The following is a 17,472-nucleotide window of genomic DNA, read 5'->3' as shown; positions in this document are numbered from 1 at the left end:
GAGAACGACCCGGCCGGCTCAGTTGCCGCCCACGATGTCACCGGCGTTCACGCCCACCCAGCGCACCAGCGGCAGGAGATGTCCGGCGAGCTCGTGGCCACGGTCGGTGAGGCTGTAATCCACCCGGGGCGGGATGGTGGGCTGCGCGTCGCGGTGCACGAGACCATCCGCCTCGAGGGTGCGCAGGGTTTGCGCGAGCATCTTCTCGCTGATGCCCTCGATGCCGCGGCGCAGTTCGCCCCAGCGCAGGCTGGTTTCGGTGAGAGCCACGATCACCAGCACGCCCCATTTGCTGGTGACGTGGTCGAGCACCACCCGGCTGGCGCAGCCCGCCGCGAACACGTTCGCCGCCGGCATCTCAGACCCGGTGGGTACGGGGTCGCCGACCAGCAGGGAGAGACGGTCCCGCACGGCACCGTGCGCGGTGGGCGGAACGTCGGGTCTGCTCAATTCAGCGGTCATGGTTAGTAGCTTACCAAAAGGTGGGTACCTGCGGTTGGGAAGTATTGGACGAGCGTGCCGGTTACACCCCTCAGAAGGCGCGCGACTGCGCGCCACGAAGGGAACCCCAATGTCTATTGTCGTCACCGGAGCCACCGGCCAGCTCGGCCACCACATCGTCGAGCACCTCATCAACCGCGGCGTGGCCCCGGCCGAGATCACGGCAGTGGGCCGTAATACCGCACGCCTGGCCGATCTGGCCGCGACCGGCGTGACCACCGCGGTCATCGACTACACCGACCCGGCCAGCCTGGCCGCGGCATTCGCCGGCGCCGACGTGCTGATGCTCGTCTCCGGCAGCGAGGTGGGGCAGCGTGTCGCACAGCACACCAATGCCATCACCGCCGCGGTCGCCGCTGGCGTGAGCCGCATCGTCTACACCAGCGCCGCGCAGGCCGACACCTCTGCACTGATCCTCGCACCGGAGCACAAGGCCACCGAGGAGGCTTTGCGGGCGTCCGGGGTCACCTTCACGATCCTCCGCAACGGCTGGTACACGGAGAACTTCGCCGCCGCAGTCCAGCAGGCCCGCGAGAGCGGCGTCTACCTCACCAGTACCGGCGACGGCCGGGTGGCAAGCGCCTCCCGCACCGACTACGCCGAGGCCGCAGCCGTGGTGCTCACCACCCCCGGCCACGAGAACGTCGCCTACGAACTCGCCGGCGACATCGCCTGGACGGGCAGCGAGATGGCCGAGGCTCTCATCGAGGTTGTCGGCCGCCCGGTCGTCTTCACCGCCGTCTCTCCGGAGGAGCACACCGCGATCCTCACCGGCGCCGGTCTGGACGGCGGCACCGTCGGCTTCGTCGTTGCCCTGGACGGCAACATCCGCGACGGGCTACTGGCCGGCGGTTCGAGCGACCTGGCCACGCTGATCGGCCACCCCACCACCCCGCTGGTGGACGGGCTGCGCGCGGTCGCGTAACCCCGCGCGGCGCTGCTGCTGCCGCTCTGAGCATCCGCCTCCGGCGCGCCCTGCGCCCGGGGGCGGAGCCATTGAGAGCACCGGAGGCCTCGACTACGCTGTACGGATTATCGGAGGGAGATCATGAAACCGCTTTCTGCTGCCGAGATCCGGGGTTCCATCGTGAACGCCAGCGCCGACGAGGTCGCCCGGATGCCGCTCCCCGGGCTGCACGAAACAATCTGGGACGAACGTGAATACCTGGGCTGGCGCGACCCGCAGGCCGCGCAACGCGGTTACATAGTGTTCTGGCGGGGCGATGCTCCGCTGGGCATGGTGCTGCGGGCCGCCACCCGGGGCCCGGGCCGGTCGATGTCGGCGTTCTGTTCGCTGTGCCGCACGCAGCAGCCGGCGCACCAGGTGAGCCTGTTCAGCGTGCCCAAGGCCGGCCAGGCCGGGCGGGACGGCAACACCGTCGGAACCTACATCTGCTCCGACCTGGCCTGCTCCACGCTCATCCGCATCCTGCCGCCGCCGTCCCAGATGCAGCCCAACCCCGCCGAGATGATCACCACCCGGGGCGCCGGGTTACTGGCCCGTCTCGAGGGGTTCACGAACGAGGTGCTCAAACCCGCGGAGTAGCCGCTTGTCACGCCTTCGGGGGGCGGCGCGGTAGATTGGGCACAACCCGGCGAAGACGCCGACAACTGTGTGGCAGGGGGTGGGCTGAATGGCACGCACTGCGCAACGCCTGTCCGTGGGCTACCGGCCCGGGCTCTTCAACGCCAATGAGTCGGCCGGCCTCCTGCTCGGCGTCGCTCAGACCGGTTTCGGGCTGCCCCTGTTCCTGTACGCCTGGTACCAGTCTGTGCAGAACGATGAACCGAATGTCGTGCTCCTGGTCGTCGGTGCGGCACTCCTCATCTCCGGGGCGCTCAGCACCGTGTTCCGCCGCCGGATACGTGTGCCACTGCGCCACCTCGCCCTGTGCTGGACGGGCGTCATGGGCCTGCTCTGCCAGGCGGCGACCGGCGCCGAGCCGATCACCTTCACCTTCGCGTGGACCCCCAGCCTGCTCGCCCTGGTCGCATTCGCGGTGATCCCCGCCGCGCAATCCCTGATCTACCCGGCCGTCTTCATCCCCGTGTCGCTCGTTGTGCTCGCGTTCCACCCCGGCGCCAACCCGGCGGATGTCGCCATGACGACGCTCCTCATGCTGGCGACGGGCCTGGGACTCTCCTGGTTCGCCCGCAGCGCCCTCCTCGCGGAGACCGACGAGCTCACCGGCATCAACAATTTCGCGGGATTCGAACAGGTGCTCAGCGCGGCCATGCGCGACGCCGCGCCCACCGAGCCGCTCGCCCTCGTACGACTGGACATCAACGAGTTCGCGCTGGTGAACAGGCGCCGGGGCCGGGAGGGCGGCGACCTTGCCATCGTGACTTTTGTCGCCGATGTGGCCAGGGCGCTGCCGAACACGGCCACCATGGGCCGCGTGGAGGGGGATGCGTTTGCGATCCTGCTGCCCGGGTTCACCTCCGCCGACGCCCGCGACCTGATGGTGCGAGTGCAGGGCCAGGTAGCCCAGTTCTCGGCCGGCATCTCATCCAGGGAGGGCAGCGAGTCCGAGAGCGAGTTCTTCGGCCGGGCCGGAAAGGCGCTCTTCGAGGCCCAGCGTGTGGGTGGCCGCGGCAAGATGATCACCCACGGCGGGTACTACGCCTCACCGGCAGCCGTGCGGGACGGCCTGCGGAACGGCGAGTTCTTCCTCTGCTTCCAGGCCGTGGTCGATCTGGTCACCGGCGCCGCGATCGGCGCCGAGGCCCTGGTGCGTTGGCAACACCCCACCAGGGGACTGGTGTCGCCCGCCGAGTTCATCCCGCTCTGCGAGGCGAGCGGGTCCATCGTGGTCCTCGGGGAGTGGGTCGTTCGGGAGTCGGTCGCCCAGGCCGCGAGCTGGCTTCGGCTGCGGGGGGACGGCGACCCGGTGAGCGTGGCGATCAACGCGTCAGCGCGCGAACTGACCTCGGCCGGCTACGGCGAGTTCGTGCTCACCGAGTGCGCCACTGCGGGTTTGCCGCCCGCCCTGGTGCACATCGAAGTCACCGAGACCTACTTCGGCAGCGATGCCGCCGCCGTTCGCGACAACATCCGGGTCCTGCGCGGCGCGGGGGTGATCATCTCGATGGACGATTTCGGCACCGGCCACTCAAGCCTGTCCAGGCTCACCGAGATCGAGCTCGACGTGATCAAGATCGACCAGTCCTTCGTGGCCGCGATCGACACCGAACGGGATTCCCCGGTCGCCGACCTGACAATCAAGCTGGCGGCGACCCTCGGCCTTCAGGTGATCGCCGAGGGTGTCGAAACCGAGGCGCAGGCGGAGTGGCTGCGGGAGCACGGCTGCCTGCTCGCGCAGGGCTACCTGTACTCGCGGCCGGTGGCCGCCGACGAATTCGTGGCCAGGTTCCTCGTCCAGCCCTCGGTCACCCGCCCCTGACCTCTTCAGGCGCGATCTTGACGAGGGTGACGTCGCTGAGACGCCCGTTGTCGGCGACCGCGGTCAGGTAGGTGTGCGCGCTCTGACGCCGCCGGTCGGTTGGTGACCCCGGGTTGAGCAGCCGCAAGCCCCGCGGCGTCACACTGTCCCAGGGGATGTGGCTGTGCCCGAAAACGAGCACATCGGTGTCGGGAAAGGCCGCGTCCATGCGCTTCTCCCGCCCGGTGGCGGCACCGGTTTCGTGGATCATGGCAAAGCGGAGGCCCTCGATAGTGTCCCGGGCGATCTCCGGCAGCACGCCGCGCAGGTCGGCGCCGTCGTTGTTGCCGAACACGCCCAGGAGCGCCGTCGCGCGTGCCACCAGCTCGTCGTAGAGGCTGAGGTCGACCCAGTCCCCGGCGTGCAACACGAGATCGGCCTCGTCGACGGCCCGCCACACCTGCTCGGGCAGACGCCGGGCCCGCTGGGGAACATGGGTGTCGGAGATCAGCAGCAGTCTGGTGGCCATGCCCCATTCTGGCCCGCCTACCGCGGCTCCCGCGCGGGGGCTAGATTCACAGCGTGGCCGACCGCTTCAACACCACCGAGAGCATGCGCGACTCCGTCTTCTTCGACGGGCCGGCGTCCAGCGCGCGGTACTCCAGATTCTGGATGTTGCTGGTGCTGGCGTCGATCATCGCCTCGGCGGGCATCGTGGGCGATTCCACCGCCACGGTGATCGGCGCCATGATCGTCGCCCCGCTGATGACGCCCATCCTCGGCACGATGCTCGCAACCGTGCTCGGCGACCGGACCAACCTCATCCGCTCGCTGGTGCTGGTGCTGGGCGGGGCCGCCGCGGCCGTGGTGATCGGCTTCGCGGTCGGGCTTCTCGTGCCGACCGAGGTGCTCGCCAGCACCAACGGCCAGGTCTCGGCCAGGGTCAGTCCCCGACTGATCGATCTGCTGGCCGCCCTCGGCACCGGGGTCGTCGGCTCGGTGGCGCTGGTGCGCCGGGACATCTCCGACACGCTGCCCGGCGTTGCGATAGCCATCTCCCTGGTCCCGCCGCTGACCGTGGCCGGCCTGGTCCTCGAGTCGGGCTCTGTCGAGCAGTTCCTGGGGGCGCTGCTGCTCTTCGTCACCAACGTCGTCGCGATCCTGGGCACCGGCATCGTGGTGATGTCGGTCTACGGCGTGAGCCGGCTCACTCGTCGCAGGGTGCCCGGCGACACCAGCGCACCGAGCCTGTTGAGCGCCGTGGCGGTGCTCACCGTGATGCTGCTGCTGATCGGCGTGCCCCTCACACTCACCAGCGTCGAGGTCACGGCGCGCAGCAACGTGGAGGGCACCGTGCAAACCGTGGGCACGGAGTGGGCCAGAAGCGTCGGCTGGACGGTCACCGGAGTCACCACCCGGGGCACCGACGTGACCCTGCAGGTGCAGGGCGCACCGCCGGTGCCCGACACCGCCGCGCTGGAGACCGCCCTCACGGCGGCGGGCATCAACCCCGACCGGGTGACCGTCGACCTGACCCCGGCCACCATCGTGAAGCTCTCGACCGCTCCCTGACCCGAGCGCAGAAAAGCCCGCCGGATCCTGGGACCTGGCGGGCTTTTCGAAGTGCGGAGACGGAGGGATTTGAACCCTCGGTGCCCCGTGAAGGGCACTCCACCTTAGCAGGGTGGTGCACTAAGCCGGGCTATGCGACGTCTCCCGAATGCCTGCTTGCGCAAACACACATCCACCATACTAACCGCACCGCGGCGTCAGTTTGAACACCATCCCCGCGGGTGGGCGCCGGCGGCGCTACTGGTCGGCCAGAGTGCGCCCGGCCGAGCAGGTGTACTGGGACGCGTCCTGCCCGTAGACGTTGCTGGGCAGAGCCGTTTCGGTGGGGGCCGGCTCGGCCGCGGCGGGGTCGGCCGGTTCGGTCACGGCAGGGTCGACCGGCTCGACGGGTGCTTCGGCTGCGCCGGCGGCAGGGTCGGCCACGGAGCGGAAGTCGGCCTCACCGGGCGCCAGCGTCGGCGACGCGTCGGCGAGGATGGACGCCATCAGGTCGTCGGCGGCGGACTCGTCGGGTTCGACACCCCCGTCTACGTTGTAGACCGGGTACTGCACGAAGACGACCTTCTCAAGCGGAATGTCCTTCAGCGCCATCGCGATGGACACCATGGTGTCCATGCTCCGCAGCGAAGTCGAGAGCTCCATGTTGTCCACGGCGGCCTTGGCGATCGAGTACAGCTTGATCGGGTCGCTCAGAGTCTCGGCGCTCTTGAGGGTACGCACGAGCGAGGACAGGAAGACCTGCTGGTTGCTGATGCGGCCGAGGTCGCTGCCGTCGCCGACGCCATACCGGGTGCGCAGGAACTGCAGCGCTTCAAGGCCCTTGAGTTCGTGCTCACCCGCCGCGAGGTCCAGGTCGGTGTGTTCGTCGACGATGGGCTCCGCGATGCAGACAGGCACCCCGCCGACGGCCTCTGACATGGCCGCGACGCCGTTGAACTGCACGACGGCGGCGTACTGGATCGGCAGGCCGGTGAGTTCCTCGACCGTCGACACTGTGCAGGCGAGCCCGCCGTAGTTGAGGGTGGTGTTGATCTTCTGGCTACTCATGGCGGAGTAGGTTTCGCCGTCGGGCCCGGTGCATTCCGGGATGGGCACGTAGGTGTCCCTGGGGAAGCTGACCACGGTGGCGCTGCTGTGGTCTTCAGCGATGTGCAGCAGCATGGTGACGTCGTTGAGGACCGCGGTCTCTTCCTCGGGATCGCCGTAGCCGCCGCCCTGGCCGACTCGGCTGTCGCTGCCGACGAGGAGGAGGTTGGCCCCACCGTCGATGGAGCTGATCTGCGGGATCGGACCCGCGGTCTCGCTGTCCAGGCGGATGGGCTCCTTGATGCTGGCGGCCACGTTGAGGGTGGCGAGGGCCGCGACGGAGGCGCCGCTGACCATGACGACGGCGAGCGAGGCGGCAAGCACCTTGGCGATGTTGGCGAATGCGTTGGACCGCTTGAGCCTTCCGTGCCGGGCGATCGGGCTGGTCTGCTTCGATCGTTTCGAGCGGGGGCGCAATTGGTCGCTCACTCAGATCCTTTCGTCATTGTGCAGGTGCAGCGCCTCGCGGCGCGGAGGGCGTGGGATTCGAACCCACGAGACATTTCTGCCCACCAGTTTTCAAGACTGGCTCCATCGGCCGCTCGGACAGCCCTCCCGATTCAACGCGGGACCATCCCGTGACGGGCAGGATCCAACATCGAACTTCGCCCGATCTTAGCCGATCACGGAATATGTAGCCTGACACGCGAATCTGGCAAGCCGCTGATCGGCCTGCGCGGCCCGATACCGCCGGGACCTGCCGTCGAGTTAGAGGCTGCTGAGGACCACGGCCAGGCCGTCGTCCTGCACGCTCACGGTGAGCTCGCTGGCGGCCTCGAGGACCTCGTCCGGGGACTGGCCCATGGCCACGCCTCGGCCCTCCGCGCCCGCCCAGAGCAGCATGTCGATGTCATTGCGCCCATCACCGACGGCCATCACCCGGGTGCGCGGGATGCCGCACTCGGCACGGACCCGCTCCATGGCGGTGGCCTTGTTCACGCCGTCGGGGGCGATGTCGAGCCAGGCGGTCCAGCCGATCGCGTAGCTCACCCGGTTCAGGCCCATCTGCTCGACGACCGCCAGGAAGTCCTCCATATCGTGGTCGGGCGAGACGACGACGACGCGGGTGGCGTCGTGGCGCAGAAGCTCGTCGAACCCCACGTGCTCACTGTCGATGCCGATCGTGGCGTCGGGGAAGACCTCGGTGTACCTGTAGAAGCCGTGCTCGTCTTCCACCGCGTACCGCGCGTCCTTGAGGTGCGAGCGGATGGAGAGCAGCACGTCACTGGGGTCGAAGGTCTCGACCCATTCACGGCGATAGCCGGTCGGGGCATCCGCGTCACGGTGCAGCGTGATGGCGCCGTTGGAGCATACGACGAAACGCGGCGTGATCCCGAGGCGGTCCAGCACCGGGAGGGTGGCGGCGGCGCTTCTCCCGGTAGCGAGCATGATCTCGTGGCCGGCCTGGTGCACCCGGCGCACCTGGCGGATCACGGCCTCGCTGATGGTGCCGTCCTCGTGCAGGGTGGTGCCGTCGATGTCGAGGGCGACCAGCCAGGGCGCGTCGGTCGTGGGGCTCATCGGATGGGCGTGAGAACGTCGAGCCCGCCGAGGTAGGGGCGCAGGGCTTCCGGCACGAGAACCGAACCGTCGGCCTGCTGGTGCGTTTCCAGGATGGCGACGATCCAGCGGGTCGTGGCGAGGGTGCCGTTGAGGGTGGCGACCGGGGCGGTTTTGCCCGACTCGGTGCGGTAGCGGATGTCGAGGCGCCGGGCCTGGAAGGTGGTGCAGTTGCTGGTGCTGGTGAGCTCCCGGTAGGCGCCCTGGGTGGGCACCCAGGCCTCGATGTCGTACTTGCGGGCGGCGCTGGAACCCAGGTCGCCGGCAGCGACGTCGATCACCCGGTAGCTCAGGCCGAGGGCCTGCAGCATGCCCTCCTGCAGGGCGACGAGGCGGTTGTGCTCGGCCTCGGCGTTCTCGGGCAGTACGTAGGTGAACATCTCGAGCTTGTTGAACTGGTGCACCCGGATGATGCCGCGGGTGTCCTTGCCGCCCGACCCGGCTTCGCGGCGGTAGCAGGTGGACCAGCCGGCGTAGCGCAGCGGCCCGCCGGTGAGGTCGAGGATCTCGTCGCTGTGGTACCCGGCGAGGGCGACCTCGCTGGTGCCGGTGAGGTAGAGGTCGTCGGCGGGCAGGTGGTAGATCTCGTCGGCGTGCTCGCCGAGGAACCCGGTGCCGTCCATGATCTCCGGGCGCACCAGGGTGGGCGTGATCATCGGGATGAAATCGGCCGCGAGAGCGTGGTCCAGCGCCATGTTCATCAGCGCGATCTCGAGCCGGGCGCCGATGCCGCGCAGGAAGTAGAACCGGGCACCGGAGACCTTGGCGCCGCGGGCCATGTCGATGGCGCCGAGCATCTCGCCCAGTTCGAGGTGGTCGCGGGCTTCGAAGTCGAAGGTGGGGATCTCGCCGTGGGTGCGCAAGGTGGCGAAGTTGTCTTCGCCGCCGGCGGGCACGCCGTCGATGATGGGGTTGGCGATGGTGCGCATCACACTCGCGAAGCGGGCCTCGGCCTCGGCTGCGGTGACTCCGGCCGCCTTGACCTCAGCGGCCAGGCTCTGCGCCTGGGCGACGAGGGCCTTCTTCTCGGCGGGCGGCGCCTGTGCCACGGTCTTGCCGAAGGCGTTCTGCGAGGCACGCAGCGCCTCGAAGGCGGTGATCGAGGATCGCCGGTCGGCGTCCGCGGCGAGCGCGGCGTCGACGGCCTCAACAGAGTCGCCCCGCGCCTCCTGGGATCGCTTGACGAGGTCGGGATTTTCGCGTAGCAGCACCGGATCAATCACCCGGTCAGTCTACAAGCGCCAGCCGTTGCCCCCTTGCTAGCCTGTGCGGGTGCCAGCCTCCAGTTCCGGACCCAGCGACATCCCCTCGAGCGTGCGCCGTGCCGCGGTGGTCTACAACCCCGTGAAGACGGACGTCGACAGGTTGCGCCAGAGCGTGAACACCGCGGCCGCCGCCGCGGGCTGGGCCGAACCGCTCTGGTTGGAGACCTCGGTGGCAGACCCCGGCCAGCGGGTCGCGCGTCAGGCGCTCCGCCAGGGGGTGGCCATGGTGCTCGCCGCGGGCGGCGACGGCACCGTGCGTGCGGTGGCCGAGGCGTTGCGCGGTTCGGAGGTGGGCCTGGGCATCCTGCCGGTGGGCACCGGCAACCTGCTGGCCCGCAACCTGCAGCTGCCCCTGAACAGCCTCGACGACGCCATCAGCATCGCCTTCGCCGGCGCCGACAAGGCCATCGACCTCGGCGTAGCCTCGGTGACCTCGGTCGATAACAGCATCACCGACCATGTCTTCCTGGTGATGGCCGGACTCGGCCTTGACGCCCAGATGATCGCCGAGACCCGCCCCGACCTGAAGAAGCAGGTGGGTTGGCTGGCCTACGTGGACGCGGGCATGCGCGCCATCCCCAAGGCCGAACCGTTCCGGATCCGCTACAGCCTGGGCACCCGCAGCGAGCACCAGGCGCTGGTGAGCACCATCCTGATCGCCAACTGCGGGGTGCTGCCCGGAAACATCCAGTTCCTGCCCGACGCTCTTATCGACGACGGCGTTCTGGACATCGCCGTGCTGCAGCCCAAGGGCGTGCTGGGCTGGCTCAAGATCTGGCGCCGGGTGACCTGGCAGAACGGGGTGCTGCGGCGCTCCGCCGTGGGCCGGCGGATCATCGAGCTCACCGAGACCGACAACGAACGCGCGATGACCACCCTGGTGGGCACCGACATCCGGATCGTGCCGGACCAGCCGCAGCAATTCGAGTTGGACGGTGACGAATTCGGGCTGGTGAAAAGCGTGTTCCTCCGGGCGGATGCCGGCGCCCTGCTGGTGCGGGTGCCGGCCGGCCGTGCGGTCGACGCACAGATCCCGAACGGGTCGGTGGGTCGCTAGAGGCTCGGGGCGCTTCGGCGCCGGCGGTTTCGCCACACCCAGGCGTGCCAGAACAGCAGGCCGGAGAGGGTGGCCACACCCACGGTCAGAACCGACGGGGCGATCGAATAGCTCAGCTGCTGGATCAGCATGCCGAACGGCAGGGGACCGTTGCCGTTGTAGGAATAGCCCGCGAATGAGTAGGTCGCGGCCTGCGCCTGCAGGGTCACGGCTGCGACGGTAAACACGACACCGAGCACCCAGAGCAGCACGATGAACGGGTTCCATCTCGGGCCCTCCAGCTCGTCCTGGAACGTGTCACCGTCGAAGGCCAGGGTGTCGAGGTCGTCGAGCGCGTCGTCGGCGCCGGCGGCCGCGGTAGCAGCCGGATTCGCCGGCGGCTTGCCGATCAGCCCGGGCCGGGCGGGAGGCCGGGCAGGGGGCCGGGAGGCGTCGCCGGGTTGGTAACCGCGCTGGAATCTGGCGTCGTGCCGCGGGTCGAACGCCGGCCGGCCGGTCCCCCCGGGCTCGGTCACGCCGTCGGCTCCCCCGAGAGCAGGCCGCGCAGCCAGTCCCTGGCTTCGATGAAGACGCCGTCGTCATACCGGTCGGTGAACACGTTGGCCTGCTTGTCGGCCCGCGGATACGAGCCGAGGAAGATCACCTTGGGGCTGAAGCGGCGCAGGCCCAGCAGGGCGTCCGCCACCCGCTCGTCGAGGATGTGCCCGTCGGCGTCGATGACGAACCGGTACCGGCCGAGCGAATCACCGATCGGCCGGGACTGGATCAGGCTGAGGTTGACGCCGCGGGTGGCGAACTGCTCGAGCATCTCCAGCAGGGCACCGGCCCGGTCCTCCGGCAGCTCAACGATCACGCTGGTCTTGTCGGCACCGGTCGGCTCCGGGATCACGGTGGTGCGTCCCACGAGCACGAACCGGGTGACGGCGTTGGGGTTGTCGCCGATGTTGCGGGCGAGCACCACCAGGTCATGGTGCTTCTCGATGCCGGGCGGAGCGACGGCGGCATCCGCCGGTCCCGACTCGAACAGGGCGGCGGCGGCGGAGACATTGCTCGACGAGGGGATGTGTCCGTGCCTGGGCAGCGTTGCTTCGAGCCAACTGCGGCACTGCGCGTACGCCACCGGATGGGCGTTGACGATCTTGACGTCCTCGAGGGCGATTCCGGGCCTGGCGACGAGCACGAAGTTGACCGGCACCAGGTATTCGCCGATGATCCGCAGGTTCGGCACGCTGGCCAGGGCGTCCTGGGTGGCGCTCACCCCGCCGTCGACCGAATTCTCGATGGCGATCATGGCGGCGACGCTGCGGCCGCTCACGACATCGGCGAAGGCCTCCCCCACGTTGTTGACGGCCCGCCACGGCAGGCCCTTGGCCTGGGGGACCTGGGCGAGGGCGGCTTCGGTGAAGGTTCCCGCCGGTCCCAGGAAGCTGTAGTGCACATCGGGAGTCTCTGGCATGGCTCACAGCCTAGTTGGAGTGCAAGACTGGGCACTATGAACGCACGCGCAGGCACACCGGCCCAGAAATCCGATCTGATCGACGTTGAGGCCCTCATCAGGGCGTATTACGACCTCAAGCCGGATGTGTCGGTGCCCGCCCAGCGGGTCGTCTTCGGCACCTCCGGGCACCGCGGCAGCTCGCTGAACACCGCGTTCAACGAGAACCACATTCTCGCCACCACGCAGGCGATCGTGGAATACCGCGCCGGCCAGGGCATCACCGGCCCGCTGTTCATCGGCGCCGACACCCACGCGCTGAGCCAGCCGGCCACCACCACGGCCCTCGAGGTGCTCGTCGGCAACGGCGTGCGCGTTCTGGTCGACGAGTTCGACGACTTCGTGCCCACCCCGGCGCTCTCCCACGCGATCCTGGCCTACAACCGGGCCGGCCACGACGACCAGGCCGACGGCATCGTCGTCACGCCCAGCCACAACCCGCCCATGGATGGCGGCTTCAAGTACAACCCGCCGCACGGCGGACCGGCCGACAGCGACGCCACCTCGTGGATCGCCAACCGCGCCAACGAGATCATCGCCGACGAGATGCGCGCGGTGCGCATGGCCGAGCCGAGCGCCGTGGAGACCTACGACTTCCGCGGCCACTACGTCGACGACCTCGAGAACATCATCGACATGAAGGCCATCAAGGCCAGCGGCATCCGCATCGGCGCCGACCCGCTGGGCGGCGCGAGCGTGAACTACTGGGGCGCCATCCGCGACCGCTACGAGCTCGACCTCACCGTGGTCAACCCGCTGGTCGATCCCACCTGGGCGTTCATGACGCTCGACTGGGACGGCAAGATCCGCATGGACCCGTCCAGCCCCTCCGCGATGGCCTCGGTGCTGGCGCGGAAGGACGAGTTCGACATCCTCACCGGAAACGACGCCGACGCCGACCGGCACGGCATCGTCACCCCGGATGCCGGCCTGATGAACCCCAACCACTTCCTGGCCGTAGCCATCGACTACCTGTACAGCCACCGCGACGGCTGGCGGGCGGACGCCGCGATCGGCAAGACCCTGGTCTCCTCCACCATGATCGACCGCGTCGCCGGGTTCCTCGGCCGTGAGCTGTGGGAGGTCCCGGTGGGCTTCAAGTGGTTTGTTCCCGGCCTGATCGACGGCTCGGTCGCCTTCGGTGGCGAGGAGAGCGCCGGCGCGAGCTTCGTGCGCTTCGACGGCACGGTCTGGACCACCGACAAGGACGGCATCCTGCTGGCCCTGCTCGCCGCGGAGATCGCCGCCGTGACCGGCAAGTCGCCCAGCGTGCGGTACGCCGAGCTGGCCGAGCACTTCGGCGCCCCGGCATACGAGCGCATCGACGCCGTCGCCACGCCGGCGCAGAAGACAGCCCTCGGCAAGCTCGACGGCGCGGCCATCACCGCCACCGAGCTCGCCGGCGACAAGATCATCGGCGCGCTCAGCAACGCCCCGGGCAACGGCGCGGCCATCGGCGGGGTGAAGGTGTTCACCGAGTACGCCTGGTTCGCCGCCCGCCCCAGCGGCACCGAGGACGTCTACAAGATCTACGCCGAGTCGTTCAAGGGCCCGGAGCACCTCAAGCAGGTACAGATCGAGGCCAAGGCCATCGTCGACGCCGCGATCAGCTAGCCCGCACCCGCGAGTTGCGCAAAAATGCCCCGTCACGATCCGTGACGGGGCATTTTGCCGCCTGTGGGCGCACCGGGTTTGGCCGGGGGCTAGGGGATGCCCCAGTAGTACGCGGTTCCGCCCGGGTGCTTCTCGGTGATCGCGTAGTCGACCGAGAGGTAGTCGGTGTCGTCGGTGTGACCGGCGTAGTAGATCACGATGTCGTCGCCGGCGCCATCGATGCGGGAGACGATGGCGGTGTGGTCGCGGTCACCGCTGTTGTCCCAGTCGAATTGCACAACATCGCCGAGCTTCACCTGATCGCGCTGGTCGTCGGTCAGGGCGGTGGCCCGGCCGGAGTCCGCCAGGTAGTTCATGAATGCTGTCGAACTCACCCAGGGCGATGAGAAGTCGAAGTCGGAGCCGGTGCCGCTGGTCCACCAGTTCTCGTCCATGGCCCACCCCCTGGCCACCAGGGACTGGCTGGTGAAATTCACGCAGTCGTTTCCGGTGACCACGCCGTATTCGTCGGTGTTGTAGTCCTTCCAGTGCGCCAGCGCGTAACCCAGCTGAGCCTGCACCGCGGGGTCGACGTCGACGGGCGCGGCCGTGGTCGCCGGGGTTTCGCGCGGCGCGGCATCGGCCGAGACAGTGGCATCGGCCGCTGTGGAGCCGTCCTGGGCAGACCCGGTTCGATCCGCGCCGGACGTCGCCAGGGCCACGGTTCCAACGACGAGTCCGCCGAGGACCAGGGCGAGGACGCCGATCCGTGCTGGTCGAGCTACAGCCACAACTACCTCTATTCGGGGGGTGAAAACCTCAAGCCAACCACAGAATTTGGTGAAGAGTCTGGGACCGCGCCACGAGCCGCCGAGGGAGCGACCCGAGGCCGCTTTCGCACGTTAGACGACGCTCCAAAAGCTGACGTTGCCGCCGGCCAGCGCCAACGACTCGTCGACGGACCTGTAGTCGGTGTTGTTCGTGTGCCCGGCATAGTAAACTTCAACGCCCGCCGCGGTGTGCTCGACCCTGGTGACGATGCCCGTGTGGTCTTTGTCGCCGGAGTCGTCCCAATCGAACTGCACGATATCGCCCACCGTGACCTCGGCACGCTGCTCATTGGTCAGCGGTGTCGCACGTTCGGGATGGGCGGAGAGATAGGCGGCGAAGGCCGTGGAGCTGGCCCAGGCCGCGCTGTACTGGCCGGTGCCGAAGGACCACTCCGCGTCCATCGTCCAGCCGCGCGCGATGAGCGACTGGCTGGTGAAGTTCACGCAGTCGTTCCCGGCGATCGAGCCGTAGGCCTCGGTGTTGTAGTCCTGCCAGTGCGCCAGGACGTAGTCGATCTGGGCGGTGATCCTCGGGTCCGGCACGTAGGTGAAGGTGAGGGTCGGTGGCGTCGATTCCGCGGCGGCCGGTGCCACGGCAGCGAGGCCTGGGCCGGCCGCGGGTTCGATGGCCTGCGTGAGGGCCGCAGTGGCGGCGCTGCCGGCCGCGGCGTCATCGCCGGGGGTGCTCGTTCCGCCGGCCACCTGCACGGGTTCGCCGGCACCGGTGAAGACTGTCACAGCGACCGCACCGAGGTCGGTCGTGGCGGGTGTCTGCAGCGTCACGGTGTCCGCCGTCACCGACACCAGCTGGGCGGGCTTGTCGCCGAAGCTGGCGCTGGTCACGCCTTCGAGGTCGGTGCCGGAGACGGTCACCAGAGTGCCGCCGGTCACCGGTCCGGCCGGTGTTCCGTCGGCGGCGAGCACCGTGCTGCGGATGATCGGAACCGCCGGGGCGGTCACGGCGGGCATCGAGATGGTGGCAGTTGGCGTCGGGGCCGCCGAGACTGTGGGGGCGGCGGCGGCGTGGCCGGCCTCGGCCTTGAACGCACTGCCATCGATCACGAGGCCGGCGACGATCGCGACGACGGTGGTTCCGGCGGCGAGGCCGGCGACGATGACGAGGTGACGCTTCTGCCTGGCTCTCTTGTGCTGGCGTTTGAGCTGACGTCTGGTGGAAGTTCGGGAATCAAGAGCAGGATCGGGGCGCACAAATTCGTTTCTCGTCGGCGGCGTGGGGACCTGTCAGGAGAACATCCGCGCATGGCAAGACCCTGTGGAGAACCTCCGAAACCCATGCATGAGCATGGATTCAGCCGTTTGTTTCACCCGTACGACGGTGCGGCCGGAAGGCCGAAGAACTCCTCGAGGGTGGTGACGCCTTCGCTGTGCATTTCCGTGGCCAGGTCGATCCCGATGTACCGGAAATGCCAGGGCTCGAACTCGTAACCGGTCACCGGGATCTTGTCGGCGGGGTAGCGCAACAGGTAGCCGAATCGCCACGCGTTGGCGGCGAGCCACTGTCCATGCGGAGTGTCGGCGAAGCACGCGTTGAGAGAGCATTGGCCGGGCTGGGCGCTGATGTCGATGGTGAGACCGGTCTGGTGTTCGCTCGTGCCCGGCCGCGCGGTGCTCAGGTCGGCACCGGCCTGGCCGAGGTTGACGAGATCGTTGTTGTAGACCCGCGTCTGGGCGTCGAAGCTGCGATACGCGCTCTGGGACTGGAGTGCGAGGCCGGTCTCGGCCGTGAAGGCGGCGAAGAGCGACACGACGGCGTCGGATGCCTCCTGCCGGAGCTGCGGCGAGTTCGCGAACGGAACAGGGACGTCGACGAGGTCGTCTGGGCTGTAGTCGGTCGGGTTGAGCGGCCGGAGTTTGTCGACGACGACCCAGATACTGTTCGGGTCGTCGATCGAATGAGCCGCGCGGTCGAACGTGGGCGCCGGCGCCGGGTCGGGCGAGGCGGAGGGCGAGGGGCGTGGTTCGGCCGGCGGGGTGGCCGGCTCGGTCTTCGTCGGCGCGGCGGTTGTGGCCGGCGCGGATGCGGCGCGGCCGGTGAGACCGCCCAGGACTACGGCACCCCCGCCGATAAGCACCAGGAGCCCCGCCGTGACTGCCACAAGCGCGCGACGACGACGCACGCGCGGTGACGCCCCCCGGCGCGATTGTTCTAACACGATGCCGAGCATATCCTGCACCGGAGACGAGCGGCGCCCGGGCGGGGAATTCCATCGCCCAGCCTCCTGTTGTAGTGGGTATGCGAATTGTTATAGCTGGTGCACATGGAAAAATTGCTCGATTCCTCAGCCGGGAGCTGTCCCGCGACGGACACACGGTGATCGGGTTGATTCGCAATGAGGAGCAAAGCGCGGATCTGCTGCTTGACGGCGCCCAGCCCGTGCTGCTCGACCTGGAGAACAGCTCGGTCGACGCTGTGGCCGCGGTCCTGGCCGGTGCCGACGCCGCGGTCTTCGCGGCCGGAGCCGGTGCGGGCAGCGGCGATGCGCGTAAGAGCTCGGTCGACCTGGGCGCCTCGGTACTGCTGGCCGATGCGGCAGAGGCCGCCGGTGTACGCCGGTTCGTGCAGATTTCTTCCACCGGCGCCGACCTCGTGCGGGACGGCGTCACGCCAGACGGCGTGCCGGCCGACTTCGTGGCCTACCTCCGGGCCAAGCTCGGCGCCGAGGAGGACCTCGTGCGCCGTGACCTCGCCTGGACCATCGTGCGGCCGGGCACCCTCACCGACGACGAACCCACCGGTACCGTGCGCCTCGAGCGCACCGGCCCGGACGCAACCGGAGCCGTGCACCCGGAGACGACGGGCAGCATCCCCCGTGCGGATGTGGCCGCGGTACTGGCCGAGCTCCTGGGCACCGGTGCGGGTGATCGCGCCATCCTGCACCTCATCTCCGGGCCGGTTCCGGTGGCGGAAGCGGTCGCGGTCTTCGCCTGAGACCGGGGCCAGGCCGGTTCTTGACCCTCAAACGGGTTGATTTTGTAGCGCGAACATAACGAATCGGCCATCACTGCCGTTCCGTGAGAGCGCTCTCTTGACATGCCTCCGCGCGGGTTCTATGGTGGGCATCACACGTGAGAGCGCTCTCACAGCTTTCTTCGGCGGCGCTCCACACCA

At 68.8% G+C, this 17,472-nt stretch carries 17 protein-coding genes and 2 tRNA genes; 7 read left to right on the top strand and 12 right to left on the bottom strand.

Annotation, left to right across the window (positions count from 1 at the left end; genetic code table 11):
• Positions 1–18 precede the first annotated feature (18 nt).
• Positions 19–357 (bottom strand): helix-turn-helix domain-containing protein, encoded by a 339-nt coding sequence (locus tag CXY76_RS04095; RefSeq protein ID WP_233199558.1) that lies wholly within the window; start codon positions 355–357, stop codon positions 19–21.
• A gap of 214 nt (positions 358–571) precedes the next feature.
• Here CXY76_RS04095 and CXY76_RS04090 point away from each other — a divergent pair, with 214 nt between their 5' ends.
• From CXY76_RS04090 to CXY76_RS04080, 3 genes are all read left to right on the top strand, one after another.
• The gene (locus CXY76_RS04090; protein ID WP_104162979.1) at positions 572–1,426 is read left to right on the top strand and encodes an SDR family oxidoreductase; all 855 of its coding nucleotides are present in this window, start codon (positions 572–574) and stop codon (positions 1,424–1,426) included.
• Between the two features lie 123 nt (positions 1,427–1,549).
• Positions 1,550–2,047 carry an FBP domain-containing protein gene (locus CXY76_RS04085; protein ID WP_104162978.1) on the top strand — a complete coding sequence of 166 codons (498 nt, stop codon included), beginning with the start codon at positions 1,550–1,552 and terminating at the stop codon, positions 2,045–2,047.
• Positions 2,048–2,135: 88 nt separating this feature from the next.
• Entirely contained in the window at positions 2,136–3,905 is a 1,770-nt protein-coding gene (locus CXY76_RS04080; protein WP_104162977.1) for a bifunctional diguanylate cyclase/phosphodiesterase, read from the top strand.
• Here the strand turns inward: CXY76_RS04080 and CXY76_RS04075 are convergent.
• On the bottom strand, positions 3,892–4,413 hold the full coding sequence (locus CXY76_RS04075) for a metallophosphoesterase (protein WP_104162976.1): 522 nt from the start codon (positions 4,411–4,413) through the stop codon (positions 3,892–3,894). The two genes, CXY76_RS04080 and CXY76_RS04075, sit on opposite strands and share 14 nt — an antisense overlap.
• A 53-nt stretch (positions 4,414–4,466) precedes the next feature.
• Here CXY76_RS04075 and CXY76_RS04070 point away from each other — a divergent pair, with 53 nt between their 5' ends.
• Positions 4,467–5,456, top strand: a complete 990-nt coding sequence (locus CXY76_RS04070; protein WP_199190195.1) for a TIGR00341 family protein — start codon at positions 4,467–4,469, stop codon at positions 5,454–5,456.
• 54 nt (positions 5,457–5,510) lie between these two features.
• Here the strand turns inward: CXY76_RS04070 and CXY76_RS04065 are convergent.
• From CXY76_RS04065 to serS, 5 genes are all read right to left on the bottom strand, one after another.
• A tRNA-Ser gene (locus CXY76_RS04065) sits at positions 5,511–5,601 on the bottom strand.
• A gap of 92 nt (positions 5,602–5,693) precedes the next feature.
• Entirely contained in the window at positions 5,694–6,971 is a 1,278-nt protein-coding gene (locus tag CXY76_RS04060; RefSeq protein ID WP_233199555.1) for an LCP family protein, read from the bottom strand.
• A 42-nt stretch (positions 6,972–7,013) separates the two neighbouring features.
• Positions 7,014–7,098 (bottom strand) — tRNA-Ser (locus CXY76_RS04055).
• Positions 7,099–7,250: 152 nt separating this feature from the next.
• A complete protein-coding gene (locus CXY76_RS04050; protein WP_104162975.1) occupies positions 7,251–8,063 on the bottom strand; it encodes an HAD family hydrolase in 813 nt (270 codons plus the stop codon).
• Positions 8,060–9,325 (bottom strand): serine--tRNA ligase, encoded by a 1,266-nt coding sequence (gene serS, locus CXY76_RS04045; protein ID WP_104162974.1) that lies wholly within the window; start codon positions 9,323–9,325, stop codon positions 8,060–8,062. The genes CXY76_RS04050 and serS overlap by 4 nt, the downstream gene beginning before the upstream one ends.
• Positions 9,326–9,374: 49 nt before the next feature.
• On the opposite strand from serS, the gene CXY76_RS04040 reads away from it, so the two are divergent.
• Entirely contained in the window at positions 9,375–10,424 is a 1,050-nt protein-coding gene (locus CXY76_RS04040) for a diacylglycerol kinase family protein (RefSeq protein WP_199190194.1), read from the top strand.
• On the opposite strand, the gene CXY76_RS04035 is transcribed toward CXY76_RS04040, so the two are convergent.
• On the bottom strand, positions 10,421–10,939 hold the full coding sequence (locus CXY76_RS04035; protein WP_104162973.1) for a hypothetical protein: 519 nt from the start codon (positions 10,937–10,939) through the stop codon (positions 10,421–10,423). The two genes, CXY76_RS04040 and CXY76_RS04035, sit on opposite strands and share 4 nt — an antisense overlap.
• Complete coding sequence (gene pheA / locus CXY76_RS04030; RefSeq protein WP_104162972.1) at positions 10,936–11,880, bottom strand: prephenate dehydratase; 945 nt, start codon at positions 11,878–11,880, stop codon at positions 10,936–10,938. The genes CXY76_RS04035 and pheA overlap by 4 nt, the downstream gene beginning before the upstream one ends.
• A 36-nt stretch (positions 11,881–11,916) precedes the next feature.
• Here pheA and pgm point away from each other — a divergent pair, with 36 nt between their 5' ends.
• The gene (pgm, locus tag CXY76_RS04025) at positions 11,917–13,533 is read left to right on the top strand and encodes a phosphoglucomutase (alpha-D-glucose-1,6-bisphosphate-dependent) (RefSeq protein WP_104162971.1); all 1,617 of its coding nucleotides are present in this window, start codon (positions 11,917–11,919) and stop codon (positions 13,531–13,533) included.
• A gap of 89 nt (positions 13,534–13,622) precedes the next feature.
• On the opposite strand, the gene CXY76_RS04020 is transcribed toward pgm, so the two are convergent.
• The 3 genes from CXY76_RS04020 to CXY76_RS04010 all read right to left on the bottom strand — a co-directional run bounded on the left by CXY76_RS04020 (position 13,623) and on the right by CXY76_RS04010 (position 16,516).
• On the bottom strand, positions 13,623–14,303 hold the full coding sequence (locus CXY76_RS04020) for an amidase domain-containing protein (protein ID WP_146073362.1): 681 nt from the start codon (positions 14,301–14,303) through the stop codon (positions 13,623–13,625).
• A 111-nt stretch (positions 14,304–14,414) separates the two neighbouring features.
• Positions 14,415–15,551 (bottom strand): amidase domain-containing protein, encoded by a 1,137-nt coding sequence (locus tag CXY76_RS04015; RefSeq protein WP_104162969.1) that lies wholly within the window; start codon positions 15,549–15,551, stop codon positions 14,415–14,417.
• Between the two features lie 113 nt (positions 15,552–15,664).
• Complete coding sequence (locus CXY76_RS04010) at positions 15,665–16,516, bottom strand: M15 family metallopeptidase (protein WP_233199554.1); 852 nt, start codon at positions 16,514–16,516, stop codon at positions 15,665–15,667.
• 80 nt (positions 16,517–16,596) lie between these two features.
• Between CXY76_RS04010 and CXY76_RS04005 the strand changes: the two genes are divergently transcribed.
• Positions 16,597–17,292 (top strand): NAD(P)H-binding protein, encoded by a 696-nt coding sequence (locus CXY76_RS04005; protein ID WP_104162967.1) that lies wholly within the window; start codon positions 16,597–16,599, stop codon positions 17,290–17,292.
• Positions 17,293–17,472 lie beyond the last annotated feature (180 nt).

Origin of the sequence: Cryobacterium sp. N22, assembly GCF_002929555.1 — a bacterium.
In the GTDB taxonomy this organism is placed as follows: domain Bacteria; phylum Actinomycetota; class Actinomycetes; order Actinomycetales; family Microbacteriaceae; genus Cryobacterium.
This window is presented reverse-complemented; position numbering and strand designations above follow the sequence as displayed.